The 15,050-nt window shown below is 46.8% G+C and carries 13 protein-coding genes; 4 read left to right on the forward strand and 9 right to left on the reverse strand.

The genetic code is table 11. From position 1 onward, the window contains the following. Window positions 1-159 precede the first annotated feature (159 nt). The 3 genes from Q0600_RS09140 to Q0600_RS09150 all read right to left on the reverse strand — a co-directional run bounded on the left by Q0600_RS09140 (window position 160) and on the right by Q0600_RS09150 (window position 4,408). Complete coding sequence (locus Q0600_RS09140) at window positions 160-1,110, reverse strand: DUF3137 domain-containing protein (RefSeq protein ID WP_298759472.1); 951 nt, start codon at window positions 1,108-1,110, stop codon at window positions 160-162. Between the two features lie 241 nt (window positions 1,111-1,351). Next, window positions 1,352-3,478, reverse strand: a complete 2,127-nt coding sequence (locus Q0600_RS09145) for a DUF1007 family protein (RefSeq protein ID WP_298759474.1) — start codon at window positions 3,476-3,478, stop codon at window positions 1,352-1,354. Window positions 3,479-3,481: 3 nt separating this feature from the next. Beyond that, window positions 3,482-4,408, reverse strand: a complete 927-nt coding sequence (locus Q0600_RS09150) for a zinc ABC transporter substrate-binding protein (RefSeq protein WP_298759477.1) — start codon at window positions 4,406-4,408, stop codon at window positions 3,482-3,484. 113 nt (window positions 4,409-4,521) lie between these two features. Here Q0600_RS09150 and Q0600_RS09155 point away from each other — a divergent pair, with 113 nt between their 5' ends. Further along, a complete protein-coding gene (locus Q0600_RS09155) occupies window positions 4,522-4,875 on the forward strand; it encodes an HTH domain-containing protein (RefSeq protein ID WP_298082437.1) in 354 nt (117 codons plus the stop codon). A gap of 134 nt (window positions 4,876-5,009) precedes the next feature. Continuing rightward, a complete protein-coding gene (locus Q0600_RS09160; protein WP_298759480.1) occupies window positions 5,010-5,450 on the forward strand; it encodes a hypothetical protein in 441 nt (146 codons plus the stop codon). Window positions 5,451-6,319: 869 nt separating this feature from the next. On the opposite strand, the gene Q0600_RS09165 is transcribed toward Q0600_RS09160, so the two are convergent. The 4 genes from Q0600_RS09165 to rpmB all read right to left on the reverse strand — a co-directional run bounded on the left by Q0600_RS09165 (window position 6,320) and on the right by rpmB (window position 9,324). Further along, complete coding sequence (locus Q0600_RS09165; RefSeq protein ID WP_177387402.1) at window positions 6,320-6,550, reverse strand: YdcH family protein; 231 nt, start codon at window positions 6,548-6,550, stop codon at window positions 6,320-6,322. Window positions 6,551-6,797: 247 nt separating this feature from the next. Then, on the reverse strand, window positions 6,798-7,991 hold the full coding sequence (gene argJ / locus Q0600_RS09170) for a bifunctional glutamate N-acetyltransferase/amino-acid acetyltransferase ArgJ (protein ID WP_298759483.1): 1,194 nt from the start codon (window positions 7,989-7,991) through the stop codon (window positions 6,798-6,800). After that, window positions 7,984-9,114, reverse strand: a complete 1,131-nt coding sequence (locus Q0600_RS09175) for a potassium channel protein (protein WP_298759486.1) — start codon at window positions 9,112-9,114, stop codon at window positions 7,984-7,986. Before Q0600_RS09175 ends, argJ begins: the two co-directional genes overlap by 8 nt. 18 nt (window positions 9,115-9,132) lie before the next feature. Then, entirely contained in the window at window positions 9,133-9,324 is a 192-nt protein-coding gene (gene rpmB / locus Q0600_RS09180; protein WP_291939605.1) for a 50S ribosomal protein L28, read from the reverse strand. 144 nt (window positions 9,325-9,468) lie between these two features. Between rpmB and rpe the strand changes: the two genes are divergently transcribed. Next, window positions 9,469-10,110, forward strand: a complete 642-nt coding sequence (gene rpe, locus Q0600_RS09185; RefSeq protein ID WP_298759489.1) for a ribulose-phosphate 3-epimerase — start codon at window positions 9,469-9,471, stop codon at window positions 10,108-10,110. Window positions 10,111-10,131: 21 nt separating this feature from the next. Further along, window positions 10,132-10,938, forward strand: a complete 807-nt coding sequence (locus tag Q0600_RS09190) for a 3'-5' exonuclease (RefSeq protein ID WP_298759493.1) — start codon at window positions 10,132-10,134, stop codon at window positions 10,936-10,938. Window positions 10,939-11,945: 1,007 nt separating this feature from the next. Here the strand turns inward: Q0600_RS09190 and Q0600_RS09195 are convergent. Together Q0600_RS09195 and Q0600_RS09200 are read right to left on the reverse strand one after the other, a co-directional pair. After that, window positions 11,946-13,082 carry a glycerate kinase gene (locus tag Q0600_RS09195; RefSeq protein ID WP_298759496.1) on the reverse strand — a complete coding sequence of 379 codons (1,137 nt, stop codon included), beginning with the start codon at window positions 13,080-13,082 and terminating at the stop codon, window positions 11,946-11,948. Window positions 13,083-13,475: 393 nt separating this feature from the next. Next, entirely contained in the window at window positions 13,476-14,852 is a 1,377-nt protein-coding gene (locus tag Q0600_RS09200; RefSeq protein ID WP_298759499.1) for a GntP family permease, read from the reverse strand. Window positions 14,853-15,050: the final 198 nt, after the last annotated feature.

Genomic DNA, 15,050 nt, shown 5'->3' on the forward strand with positions numbered 1-15,050 from the left:
AGGGCGGCTACCGAGCGATTGCATTGTTGATTAAATTTCGGACAGCCGCCGAGAGATCGCATTGCTGATTAAATTTTACGTTTTTGCCGAAACTACGCTTCGTTAAAATTCCGCCCGGCCTAAATTTAGTCGATGCAAAATCAGCCGTAATGCGCCCTGCTAATTTGTGAGTTTAAGTGTTTCGATTAGGCTTAAAATTTTGCGGATCTGCGTTTGGTATTCGCGCGCAAGCTCTATGCTAGCAGGCCTATCAAAAAGAGTAGTTTCAAAAAGATCGGGCGCGCCTTTTAAAAATAGATATAAGCGCTCATCCATAAATACCGCGCTCAGGTCGAACTCGCCACTCGTTTCGCGATTTATTTCGCGCAGACGCTCCATAAACGCGGGCGTTAGCAGATAGCGCGCTTCTACTTTGTCATCCGCAAACACGCGAAAATCGCGCATAAAATCCACATCGTCCATCATCTCTTTTTCGCCGAAGATCTTGGCGTTTAGCTCCCTGCTTACCACTATCGTTTTGCCCGAAGTTTTTTTCGCGAGCTCGCAGATCAGTACGTTGCCGTCAAAGTCCATATAGTTATCGTAGAATATTTTGATCAACATAATCGCCGCTATGAGCGGATTATCCGTTTTCATGTAAAACCTGCTATTACTATGTACCTCGCTGAGGCTAAATTTAATCCCGCAGTACACGCCCGTAATCCGATCCTCGCTTTTGATCCTAGATTTCCTATAAATTCTAAATTTTTGAAATTCCTCTTCTTGCATGCCGGTATATGGATCGTATTTTAAACCGGCATCTATATCGTTTATTACGGCGCGGACGAATATCTCTTTATAAAATTTGTAGTAGCGAATTTCCGCTTCGGTTTTTTGACTGGCGCAATGCATAAGAAATATCCAAAAGATATGAAAAAGGATCAAGACGCTCGAAAATTCGGCAATTTCTATTAGAGGAGTGTCTGCTTTAACGCAGTTTAGAAACACTAATACGAACAGGACCGCAAAAAAGGCGGCTATACTGAGGTAGCGGTATCTATTAAAAACTCTAGCGCGCGCTTTTTGTTCGGTTAAAGTCTGCGAAACGACATCTTGCAGAGCAGACGACATATCTATCCTTGAGAAAAATTTCGCCCGTATTGTAGCAAAATTTAGCGGAATTCATAAAGAGCGAATTTCGCCTCATAATTAAATAGTCGAGATCGGAGCTTAATTTACGCAGTCCTTGCGGCGTAAATTTTAAAATCTTACTATTCTGAAAACAATTCGCACCGGATTTAAAATTTAACGCATTGCGTAAGCTTATATTTCACGCGAGCCGCCTTTGTAAATTTGCGTTTAAATTTTGCGATCACAGTATCCTGAGGCTGTCTGAGATGAAATACATAAAAATCCCGAGCCCGAACATCACGAAAAGCCCCAAAAATTCGACGTATAGCTTCAGGCTTACGAGCCGTTTTGAGCTTAGTTCGTTTGCTTTCGCGCCGAAAAGCGCGGCTAAAAATATCACGACGCTCATTCCAAAACCGATGAAAAGCGCACTCGCGACGCTAAGCGCGAAGCTTCCGAGGCTGAAAGCAAGCACGAAAATCAGGATCGTACCTGGGCAGGGTACGAGCGCCGCCGCAAGTGCGATAAGCCACTCCCGCCCTTTCTCACCGCCGCCAGTCGCGCTGCTTTGCAGCGAGTGAGATGAGGTTTGGTTTTTGGAATTTGCAGAATTTAAAGCCTGTTTTTGCCCGTTTTGGCTAGACGAGTTTTCTTCTACGCTTGCGGTTAAATTTAAATTCGAATTTAGCTCTGCCGCTGCGGCGCCTAAATTTTTGGCATCCAAATACTGCGCGGATTCGCCGTTTTGAATATTAAATTTAGAAAATTTATAGCTCTTTGACGCTGCGTGAGCGGAATCCCTGGCGTTTGTAAATGCCGTATTTTTTAAGCGGGCGCCTGTCTCTGCGATATTTGCGGCGGAAGCGCAAGCAGCGCAGGAGCAGCCCGCATCGTGGTGGGCGCCCGATCTTACGCGGCGAGCTTTGTCGTAGATGATGAGCGCCGTTATGACGATGATCAGAAGTGCCGAAATTTTCGTTGTGATCGAGGCGGAGTTTGCAGAGACGAGGCCCGCGACGTTTTGCAGCACGAACATGCTCGCGCTTACTAAAACGAGCGCTCCCAGGACGTGTAGAAGCCCGATTTTAAGGGCAAATCCGAAGGCTTTGACGTAGCTGCCGCCATGGGCTAGGAAATAGCTCGCCGTTAGCAGCTTCGCGTGCCCTGGACCCGCCGCGTGGAAAAAGCCGTATATGAAAGAAAGCGCCAAGACCCATAGGATGGTGCTCGCGCTTGCATGCTCGCTGCTTGCGCGAAACGCCGTTTTGAGACTTTTCATAAAATCCATCGTCTTTTGCGCGACAAATCCCAGCGAGACCTCTTTGTGCTGCTCGCTTGAAATCTCGTCGCTGTCGGATGCGGCGCCGTTTTTGCTCGCGCTATTTTGCGCTAAATTTGAATCATCGCCTAAAGAAGCCGCGGCATTTTCGCCGTTTTTTGCAGCGACCTTTAAGTTTTCGCTGCTAAGGCGGTCGGAATTTGCGGGACCACCTTTTGCTTGCACGTCCTTTTTGGCGGCTTTATTAATCTGCGCGATAGTATCCGAAGCGGCTATATTTTTTTGCGCCTCTGCTGCAGCTTCCGAAACGATGTCGCCGACGGATCTTTGGTTTGATCTGCGTGCTGAGCTGGCATTGGGTTTATCTTGACCGCCTTGCGCAAGTTTGCTCTCTGAGCCCGCAAGATTATGCTCGCTAGATACAAGATCATCCTGCGCTAAATCGGAGTTTGGCGCGCTTGAAATTGGCGGTTTTTTATCTGCGATCTTTGGTTTTTCGCCGCTAAATTCTATAAAGGTGGTGGCTAAATTTGAATTAGGCTTTGCTACAAAGCCCTCGCCTAGATTAATGGGCTTGTCGTCAAGCATTTTGAAATTGAAAAATCCCTGATCGTCGTTAATGGAAATTTTAAGAACGCGGCCGTTTCGCAGCTCGAAGCCGACTTTTTGATCGAATTCAAACACGAGTCTGCCCTTTTTGACGAGGCTTATTGCGTTTTTAAAATTTCCCTTGATTTGCGTGCCTACGAGGTTGCTAAGCGCGGGCTTTGCGTTTTTTGGCGCTTGATCGTAGAATTCCGCCTCGCAAAGGTAGTTTTTGGGGGTTAGATAATCGGTCATCGCCTTAGTTATCTCGGCAAGCTCACTATTTTCAAGCTTGCCGTTGGAATTTATATCGTAGGTCTGCATTATGACGTCGGTAAAATTTTGAGAGAAAAGCCACGAAAAATGCAGGCTTACGATCTTGCCGTCCTGTGCGACGGGGGTAATGCTAACGTGCGCAGTGGGCGTGTATAGGGCGCACAGAGCGCACGCAAATATCCGCGAGCTAAAGATCGCGGATAAAAGTAAAATTTTAATAAATTTCATCAACTACAAATTTTCTCCGAAAACGTCGATCGTCTTTTTCATCGTCTCGTACCAATCTAGCGGCAGCTGATCGATCTCCATCACCTTTGCGCCCGTTTGTGCGGCGATGGTTTGCGCTGCCTTTTTGGAAAACTGCGGTGCGACGAAAATCACCTTGATCTTTTCCTCTTTGGCTTCCTCGATTAGCTCGGCTAAATCCGCAGGCTTAGGCTCTTTGCCCTCCACTTCGACTGCGATCTGCTCTAAATCGTATCGGTGCGCGAAATAGCCCCAAGACGGATGATAAACCATAAATTTCTTTCCCTTGACGACCGCTAATTTCTGCTTTGCGTAAGCGTCCAGCTCGTCAAGTTTTTTAGCAAATTTATCAAAATTTGCTTCATAAATTTTAGCATCCTTAGGATACTGTTTGGTTAACGCGTCTTTAATATTTTTAGCTTGAATTTTTACAAGCTGCGGATCGAGCCAGATATGTGGGTCTAAGCCGTCGTGATGATGATGGTGCTCGTGCGCCTCGTGGTCTTTGTCGCCATGCTCATGATGCGCGTCATGATCTTGGTCATCGTGATGTGCGCTATGATCGTGTTCGTCGTGATGGTGATGCTCTGCCATAGCCATTTTAGTGATGCCATCTTCTGTGCGGATTATCTTCATCTTCGGATACGATGCGGCAAGCTTTGGTAGCCAGACTTCATCAAATTCTATACCGACTGCAAAATACAGATCGCTATTTTCTAACATTTTCATCTCCGAAGGCTTAGGCTCGTACGTGTGCGGATCGGCGCCTTTGCCGACCATCGTATTTACTTGCAGAGTATCGCCTGCGATCTGTTCAACAAAATACTTCGTAGGAAGTATGGTCGTGGTGACCGTAGGTTTGGCGAATGCTACGCAACTAGCTGCTAAAAGCGTGAAGACAAGCTTTTTCATAAAATTCCTTTCTAAAAAAATTGCGGAAGTATATCAAAAGCAACTTAGTTGCAACTTAATATAAATTTATCTAAATTTCGCTATCATCGCTTAAATTTTAAAAAAGGCGTAAAATGGATCCCAAAGATTTTTTAGCGAGTCACGATATCGCTCCTACAGCGCTTAGAGTGCAGATCGTGCAGATCCTAAGCGAGAAAAAATGCCCGGTAAGCTATGATGAACTAGTAGAACAAACGGGCGCTAATAAAACTACAATATATCGCAATATAGCGCTTTTGGAAGAAAAAAATTTGATAATTACTAGCGAAAATAATCATAAAAGCTTTTATGAGCTCACCGACGGCGCAAAAGCGTATTTTGTCTGCGAAAACTGCCATAAAATGGAGGAGATTTCGATGCCAGCTTTGCCGCAAAAAAATGTCAAAAGCGTGCTCGTGCGAGGATTGTGCGAGAAGTGCGGCGGCTGAGGCAGGAAATTTAATAAAAAGCGCTCAAAGAAACTTAGCTAAAACGCTAGGGCAAAATTTAACCGATTTTTAACGGATTTTTATAAAACAAACGATATAATCCGAGCGTTTCATATTTTAAAAGGGAAAATTCAGTGAATAAAAACGATACGATAAAAGCAATAGAGAAGTTTGTAAGTTCTCAAGAAATGACGATGTTTCGCCTGAAAAAGGGTATCTACGGCGATGCGATGAAAAACCTGGATCAGGTTTTTACGCCGTATAAGGAGTTTGCCGAGTTTTTCAAAAATCCCGCAAATAGGCTGCAGGAGCTGTTAGGCAATATCGCGTACGAATCGATTTTAAACTTCACTGAGGCAGGATTATCGCACTGCGAGAAGATCCACTCGATCTATTTTGTGGAATCCAAAGGACTTTTCAAAAGCGGGCTAAAGTATATCGAGCCTGATGCGACCGCGAGAGAAAGAGCCAAGAGCTATTACGACAAATTGCTGGAAAATAATGAGAAGCTTAACGAATATATCGATATCGGCTTGCAAAGGCTACATGGCTTAGAAGCAAAGGTTTTCGAGTAGGCTAGGCTAGCTTTGGGATTTGATTTGCGCGGCGAAATTCTATCGCAAATTCTTGGCGCTTAAAATTCTATGATTAAATTTCACACCTTTTACAGATTTCACTTATACTATTTAATTCCGCGTTAGCGCCGCTTTTAATTGTGTATATAGCAAATAGGGTGGCTTGAGCAATTCCGTGGCGGCAGGCATTATCCGATACGATCAAAGAAATAATCTAAATTTTTAAAGCTCAACGAAGCGGGTTAAAATAAGCAAGCTTGGCTAAATTCCGTGGAGCGACTAAAGAAAGTTCTAACATAAACTAGTGCTTAGTTGGAGTCTGCGAATTTGAAATTTCGCGGTTAGCGCGAACGGGAATTTAAAATTCTAGCGCCACTTTAGATTTTTGCGAAATGCGGAATTTTAAAAATAGGTATTGCGCCTGAAACAAGCAAAACGCAAGATTTGAAATTTGCTAGAAAATACTCACTGCAAAGTAAAATTTAAGAGCCAGGCTGCAAGGCGATGCGGCGTAAATTTTAATTTACTCTGTAGCGCAAAACCGCATTCAGCAAGAGATATTTTCGGAAACAGAAGGGGCGATAGAGAGCCGTAACGAATTATATTTGATTGCGCTAATACCGTATTGTTTGGTATATGCAGTGATGTAGCCGATGCGTAAAAATTATTTAGCGGTGTCAATATGGTAAAGCGTGCGGTATAAATTTTTAACTCGTTTTGGCACGCTGTTTTAATATCTCTATCGCGCGCGGCAAATTTAAGCGGTTAAACTTATTGAGATTAGAAAATTCTAAACACGGATTAAAGCTTGGCGGCGAAATTAGCCTTGCTAGCACTCCGCTGCATCTTAATTTCGCCGTCAAGCAACTTTATTTATCTGCCTTTTCGGCTTTATATTGCGCTAGCAGGGTGCCTAGCTCATCTTTTATGCGAAGCTTTTCCTTCTTCATCGCATCGATCTCCAGATCGCTCATATGCACTCTGCCGGCCTGCGCGTCGGCGATCTTGTGATCCAGCTCGTCGTGCTTCTCAAATAGCGAATCAAATCGTGCGTTTTTGCCTTTTAACTCAGTGATTAAATCTCTGTATTCATGAAACATGCCTACTCCTTTGAAAAATTTATTTAAGTATATCAATAAAGCGCTTAAAACCTAATTTCAGCTATCAAATTTAGACTGAATTTCACGCATGAGATTCCAGATTTTAAGAGGTAGAATTTTTAGCCTTTAAAAATTTAAAACAGGCAAATTTAAATGATAAAATTTTAAGAGCAGAGCTTTAAAGCCCTGCTGCTATTCGCTATTTTCGAGACGAGATTTTTATTATGAAAGAGTAAGCTGTGAATCTTTATGATCTATAATCGGCGTTGATTTTTACGTAGTCGTAGCTAAGATCGCAGCCGTATGCACTAAACTCGCCGTCTCCGAGCCCCAAATCGCACCAGATCGTAAAGCCTTTTTGCTGCATTACGGCGTGAGCCGCAGCCTCGCGTGCGACGTCCAGCTCGCGATTTTGCGCGTCATAGAGCAGCACATCGTCGTATTTGATACGCAGCTTTTCTTCGTCGCATTCGATGCCACAGGCGCCTATGGTGGAGGCTATACGACCCCAATTCGGATCTTCGCCGAAGATCGCCGTTTTAACAAGCGGCGAATTGCTTAGCGCCTTCGCCGCCGTGCGAGCATCCCCAGCATTTGCGGCACCACTTACTCTAAATCGCACCAGCTTGGTTGCGCCTTCGCCGTCTTTTACCAGCATCAGCGCAAGCTCGCGCGTCAGGGTGTTTAGCGTGGAGGCGAAAGCATTTTTGTCGTAGGCGCATTTGGTGCTGCAGCAGAGCATAATCGTATCGTTGGTGGAGGTGTCGCCGTCGACGCTTACGGTGTTGAAGCTCTGCTCCGCCGCCTTTTTTAGTAGCTCGTCCATATCCGCGCGCGGGATTTTTGCGTCTGTTAGGACGAAACAGAGCATGGTCGCAAGCGCAGGATTGATCATACCCGCACCCTTGCAAACGGCTGCGATGTGAAATTTCTCGCCGTTTTCTAAAGAAATTTCATATGCAAGCTCCTTTTTTATCGTATCTGTCGTCATAATGGCGGTGGCTAGGGCGTCCGAGTTTCGCGCCGAGAGGTTAAAATTTTGCGCGGCGGCGATAATTTTTTCCTTTTTGAGGCGGTATCCGATAACGCCGGTGGAGCTCATAACGGGGTTTATCAGAGCGATCTTTTTGCTAAGCTCGCTAAAAATTTCATCGATATCGGCGATTCCTTGCTCCCCGGTCATCGAGTTTGCGTTTTTAGAATTTACGAGGATAAAATTTGTTTTAAGCTCCCCGCCCGCGCGCTCTTGCGCCCTTTTGAAATGCCTAATCGGCGCGGCTTGAAATTTATTGCTCGTAAAGATCGCGCTTACGGCAAAGGGCTCGTCCGCGCGGATAAATCCCAGATCGTTCCCCTCTTTTTTAAAGCCCGAATTCATGCCGTCGAAATAAAAGCCTTCGACGTTTTGCAAACCGCCCTCAAGCTTAGTTATTTTAAACATATCTCATCTCCTGTGGCTTGTATTTGCTGCGGATGAGTTTTTTAGTGTTGCGGATGCCCTCTGCCGTGCCGATGACTAAAAATTTCACCCCAGTACCGATGAGATAGTCGCCATCTGGCATCGGGATAAAGCGGCTGTTGGGCTCTTTGATTCCCACGACGTCGGCGTTTGTAAAATCGCGCAAGCGAGTTTCTTTTAGGCGCTTGAAGCGGATCCACGAAAAATCGGGCACCGTAATCTCCTCGATATCGATAAGCGAGTCTTTTTTATACAAAAATCGCTCCAAAATGTTTTCCATATCAGGGCGCACGCTGATCGCAGAGAGCCTTTGTGCGGCGAGTTTGGATGGTGAGACGATAGAATTTGCGCCGAGTTTTTTTAGCCTCTGCGTGTCGCTGTCATCATCGCTATTTGCCATGATGAAGTAGGGAGTGATGCGACCAAGCTCCTTTTCGTATAGGCGTACTAGCGAGATTATTGCGATATTATCGGCTAAATTTGGAGCCAAGGTGATGACGCATTTGGCCGATGAGAGGTGGGCTTTTAGCATCGTGGTTTCCACGTGCGGCTCGCCTACGATGAAGTAGGGGTAGCGGTTTTCCTCGGCGATTTTGGCTAGAGCGGGATCGGGGTCGATCACCACGAAGGGTAGGTGGTTTTCGCGAAACTGCTTGGCAAGCTCGGCGCAGTAGATGTTGTTGTAACAGATAATGTAGTGGTTTTTGAGCCTTGCGATGTTATTGATCATTCGTTGCTCCCTAAGTAAATTTTGAAGTTTGCCGTTTTTTATGACCTCGACGACGACGCCCAGGCAAAACGAAAAGGTTCCAAAGCCCATGAGGATGAATAAGACGGTAAAAATTCTACCTGCGGGCGATATCGGCGCTACTTCGGTAAAGCCTACCGTCGTGAAGGTCATGCCTGCTTGATAAAAGGCGTCTACGAGCGAAAAGCCCGCTATAAAGACATAGCCTAATGTGCCGATTAGCATCATCAGCACAATGGTTATAAGCGGTAAGCGAAAAGGACGTAGCTGGTCGTAAATTTCTGTATAGAGGTTGATGTCCGGCTTAGTCGAGCCGGACCAGTCGAGGAATCGCTTGATCTTGTCCAAAACAGACATAAATTCCTCTTTAAGAGGTTATTTTGATTGTTTTTTCATAGTTCGTAGAGTTGAGGCGGCTACTTTGATTCGTCTGGTTGAGCCGTCTTGTAGCTGAACGCGGATGGTGCGTAGATTGACCTGGAATTTCTTTTTGGTTCTGTTATTTGCGTGGCTGACGTTGTTTCCTACCATCGCACCTTTGCCGGTGATTGCGCATCTTCTTGCCATAATAAATCCTTGATGATTAAAATAAATGACGATTATATCGAAAAAATTTCAAATTATGCTTAAAATCCGCCGCGGTTTAAATTTAGCGAAATTTATGACAAAACTAAGTAAAATTCCGCATCTTGAAATTTTAAAGGAATCTTAATGTATGTCGCACCCAGCATTTTATCGGCGGATTTCGGCAGGCTCGCGGAGGAAATTCGCGCAGTCTGCAAAGCGGGCGCCGATCTCATTCACGTAGACGTGATGGACGGACATTTTGTACCCAATCTCACGATCGGACCGCTCGTAGTAAGCGCCGCGGCAAAGGCGAGCAGCAAGCCTTTAGACATCCATCTGATGGTTAAAAACGTGCCGTTTTTCGTCGATCTTTTTTTGCCGCTAAAGCCGAAATTTCTTAGCTTTCACATCGAGGAGGAGACCCATCCGCTGCGCCTCATAGATCATATCCGCCATAGCGGCGTCTCGCCCGCAGTCGTGCTAAATCCGCACACTCCGCTTAGCGCGCTGGAGTTTATCTTAGGCGAGGTCGATATGGTGCTTTTGATGAGCGTCAATCCAGGTTTTGGCGGGCAGAAATTTATCCCCTCGGCGCTTGAGAAAATAAAGCAGCTGCGCGAGCTGATAGATCGCAAAGGCGCAAAATGCCTCATTGAGGTCGACGGCGGCGTAAACGGGCTGAATATTGCTGGTATCGATGAAGCGGGCGCCGACGTCGTGGTAGCGGGCAACTACATATTTTCTTCAAACGACTACACGGAGGCGATCCGTGCGCTTAAAATTTAGACGCGGCACAGGGGTAAAATTTTGACGCGCCAGATCGAAAATCTCATAAATTTACTGGCTCAAAAGAGCATAAATTATTACGATTTTATCTCAAAAGCAAGCGACATTGCCGAGATTACCGAGCTTTTCGAGCCAAAAGACCTCTCGATGTGGCGGGCGCTGGGCATAGAGATAATAAAACTCGACAACGGCAAAATCACGCTCAAAACCCGCGAGACGGATATTTCGGATGAAATTTTTTGCTTCGTAGATATAGAGACGAACGGCGGGCTCTCAAACGGCCAGATCATCGAAATCGGCGCGATAAAAACGCGCGGCACGCAGGAGCTTGACCGCTTCGAGAGCTTCGTTTACGCGCCCGTCGTGCCCGAAAATATCACGGAGCTTACCGGTATCCGCGCGGACGATCTTGTGGGCGCACCGCCGCTAGCTAGCGTGCTGGAGCGGTTTAGACTGTTTTTAGGAGATAGCGTTTTTGTGGCGCATAACGTCAAATTTGACTACGGCTTCATCGACGCGAGCCTGCAAAAATGCGACTTTGGGATGCTTTTAAATCGCAGGCTCTGCACCGTCGAGCTCGCGCGCCGCACGATCGAGGCGCAAAGATACGGGCTCGGCTCGTTAAAAGAGCTTTTAGGCGTGCAAAACGTCCACCACCGCGCATTTAGCGACGCCATTTCCTGCTTTGAAATTTTCAAATCCGCGCTCTCGCGGCTGCCGTGGAGCGTGCAAAGCACCGAAGACCTGATACTTTTTAGTAAGACCGCAAAGAGTCTGGCGCTGCCTAAGCCGCAGATTTCGGGGCGCGACGAGGGCGAAATTTTATAAACCCCGCGCTGAATTAAGAGACGAAATTTTAGCGAAATTTTGCACCGCCGTTTGAGAGCTAAAATTTACGCGCATTCGAAGCGTTAGTTTTTTACGCTCTTGCTTCGGGTAAAATTTGCTAGCGTTCGCAATCGCGCCGAGCGTGTCCAAGACGTCGCGCGCTTTAAATTTTAAAATTTAGTCTAAGCGAACGCGGCGCGAATTCGATGCTTTAAATTCCAATATAGAATTTTATAAAATTCTGCGGCGCCGATCGCAAATAAAATTTCATAAATTTTTATCGCAAAATACAGCGCGATCGGGGCAAATTTAACGCAAGTCCGACTCTGTCGTAGCGGCGTACGGCAGCTGCATCCGCGCTAAATTTAGCGATAAGCAAATCCGCGATCTTAAATAATACAAATTACGCAGACGCAGCCCGTCTCTCATCAAAGCGTCATCGGAAGACTGGCGGGCTTTGTGAGCGAGTGAAGTAATGCGCCGCCGTCATCTTTGCAAGAAGCGCGATCTTGCGATTGAGCGGTCTTTTTCGCCTCAAGACGGACATATCGTGAGTTAAAATTTCGAAATGGAATTTTACAAGGCGGATCGCTGTCTTTAAATTTACGTTGCAAATCTCATAGGCTGCGAATACGGCGGTCAAATTTTAAAATTCCGTCTGTTTTAATCATGCCTTGAGGTATGGTATTGCGAGGGTACGTGAGCCGCTTGATTGGAAAATGAGTTTTAGATCGCGCCTTGCGTTTGTATCGCGCGCAGTAAAGTAAAATTTCACGCTGTCCGTCGCTGCGCCGCCTAGTCGTTTCTGTCTTTTCAAACACGCTAAATTTCAGTAGAGCTCTGCTTTAATGTTGCTCTAATGCAAAATTCGTCCGTTCATGGCGCTTTTAGCTAAATGAAATTTTACCGTTCACTGCGAGACGTGCGGTAATTCTATTTGCCGCGCATACGCGCCGTACCCGCTTCGAGTTTTAGCGGACGCACCTTAAAATTTCAATTCAAAAGCCCTATTTGGCGCCGCGTCCGAGCAGGAACAATCTCACCGCTTGTTCGGCGACGCGGGCTAAATTTTGTGTCGCGATCTCTTTTTCCATCGCGTGCTCAAGGCTCATCGGTTCATTTAGGATGCAAAAAAATGCGCCTATGCCTCGCTCATTACAGCCGCCGGCACAGGGCGAGATACCGCCTGCCAGCGCGATTACGGGCACGCTGTAGGAAGCGGCGATCTTCGCGACGCCACAGGGAGTTTTGCCCATCGAGCTTTGAAAATCGAGTCTTCCTTCGCCTGTGATGACGAGCTCGGCGTCTTTCATATCGCGATCTAGCCCGATCTCTTCGGTGATGATGTCGATGCCTGGCTTAAGCGTCGCGTTTAGAAAGCTCACGAAGCCAAAGCCTAGCCCGCCGGCAGCTCCTGCTCCGGGGCTATTCCAAAGCTCGCGTCCGAGGTGCTTACTTACGACGCTTGCAAAATTTATAAGCCCCGCATCGAGTTGCTTTACCATCGCTGCATCCGCACCCTTTTGCGGAGCGTAAATATATGCCGCGCCGTTTTCGCCAAAAAGAGGATTATCTACGTCGCAGGCGATAAGAAACTCGCATTCTTTAAGATGCGGCAGCACCGAAGTGCAATCTATCGTGGCGAGTTTAATCAGATCTTCGCCTGCTCCCGCAAGCTCTACGCCATTTGCATCTTTAAATTTAAAGCCGAGCGCGCGCAGCATCCCCATGCCCGCGTCATTCGTAGCACTTCCGCCGATGCCGATGATAAACTTTCGCGCGCCGTGTGCGATCGCATGCGCTATCATCTCGCCAAAGCCATAAGTGCTCGTTTTTAGCGGGTTGCGGCGCGATTTTTCGATGAGCGGCAGACCCGATGCGGACGCCATTTCTAAGATGCCTAGCTCGCCTTTTAAGGCGTAGCGCGCGGGCGTTTTTTCGCCTAACGGATTTGCTACGATGACGTCCATGAACTTAGCTTTTAGCGCGTCGGCAAGGGCTTCAACGCTTCCTTCGCCGCCATCTGCGATAGGTTTGACGAGCACTTCGCAGCCTAGCTTTTCGATGCCTGATTTTACGGCGTTGCCCGCCTCAAGCGAACTAAGCGAGCCCTTAAACGAGTCGATCGCGACCAAAACTTTCATATTTTTCCTTTAGCTGGTATTTTAAAATTTTGGAATTTTACAGCGCATAGGCTAAATTTACGATGACAAGACTGAAGCAAGAGTAGAATTTTAAAATCTCGTTGCCGAATTTATGGGGCAAATTTTAAAATTTCATGTCGTGGAATTTTAGAATTCTGTAAGCCACAGAATTTCGGCTAAATTTTAAAATTCCGTAGCGATAGAATTTTAAAATTTTGCTCCTTGAGGCTTTGTGTATAAATTTAAAACTCCGCTATACGAAATTTTAATACTAGTGCATTTGCGCGGTACGGCTAGCTACGTAAATTTAAAGAATTTAATGTAGCTAGCCGCGGGTAGATGCCCGTAGCACTCCGCATTGATTTAGCGCGGTAGCGGCTAGAATAAGCTAACCTAGATCAAAAACAGCGACAAAACCCACACGCTGATCATACCCGTAATGCCCATAATTAGGGTTAGCATAGTCTGTGTGCGGTAGCCTTGCTGCGGGTTCATCTTGCTGAAATTCGTAACGACCCAAAAGTAGCTGTCATTAGCGTGCGAAACCGTCATAGCGCCCGCTGCGATCGCCATTACGACGAGCGCGCCGGACATTTCGGAGGTGAAGCCCAGTACCTGCATTAGCGAGCCGTCTGCGTTAAATGCGCCCATAATCGAAGCTGTAGTGATGATCGCCACGGTGGAGCTTCCTTGCGCTGTTTTTAGGACTGCCGAGATTAAGAACGGGAAGAAAATCCCCGCGGCTTTAATGGCAGTCGCATTGTCTTTGATGTAGGTTACGAAGCCGGCGTCGGTGATGACCTTGCCTAGCACTCCGCCCGCTGCAGTGATGAAGAGGATCGGGCCTACGATTTTTAAGGATTCGTTTGTGATCTCGCTAAATTCGCCTAGTTTGTCGGTTTGTGCGAGTAAAAATACCGCAAAAACTACTCCCAAGGCTAGCGCGATGATAGGATTTCCTAAAAATTGTGAAATTTCGCCCGCAAATCCGCCTACTTTTAGGATCTTGGCGACGGAACCCAGCGCCATAAATAGGATCGGCACCAAAATAGGGGCTAAGCTTAAAAATCCGCCAGGTAATTTGCCGTATTGCTTAAGCAGATCGTCGTAGCTTTTGGCGATGACTTCATTGGCTTCAGCCTCGCTTATATGGACGCTTTTGGCGACTTTTTTAGAAAAAAAGTATGTGGCGATCAGCACTGGCAAGGACACTACCGCGCCCATTACGATTACGAGCAGCAGATTGCCGCCTAGACCCACGGCGCCTGCTGCGGCGATCGGCCCCGGAGTCGGCGGGATGAATACGTGCGAGGCATAAAGTCCGCCGGAGAGCGCTACTGCAAGAGCGACCGGATTTTCGCCGATTTTTTTGCTGATCGCTTCTCGGATTGGGTTTAAAACGACGAAGCCGCTGTCGCAAAATACGGGGATACCTACGATCCAGCCCATTATGAGCATCGCAAGCTCGGGGCGCTTTTGCCCGACTACGTTTACTACTATATCGGCGAGTTTGAGCGCCGCGCCCGTCTTTTCGAGCACGGTGCCGATGAGCGCGCCGAAGATTATGACGATACCGATACTCTTAAACGTGCCGCTGAATCCGTCGCCGATAATCGCGGGGATCTTGGCTAGCGGTATGCCCGCGACGATCGCGAGCGCCAGGGAGATAAGCATTAGCGCCAAAAACGGGTGAACGCCTGCTTTGGAGATCAAAAAAATCATCACGACGACCGCTATGGCGAAGCAGATGATTAACGCAACACCGCTCATAAAAGCTCCTTGAATGGATTTAATTTGTTCGCAAGCGGTTTAAGCTTAAATTCCGTTTGCGCCTCAAATTTAATGCGGTAATTTTAGCGAAATTTTAATATAAAGCAAGAAAGGCGGCGTTAAATTTATGGAAATTTATGATTTATGCGGAAATGAAAGACTAGCTAGCGGAGTTTATCAGTTGGAATTTATCGGTGC

Origin of the sequence: uncultured Campylobacter sp., from assembly GCF_938041645.1 — a bacterium.
Classification (GTDB): Bacteria; Campylobacterota; Campylobacteria; order Campylobacterales; family Campylobacteraceae; genus Campylobacter_B.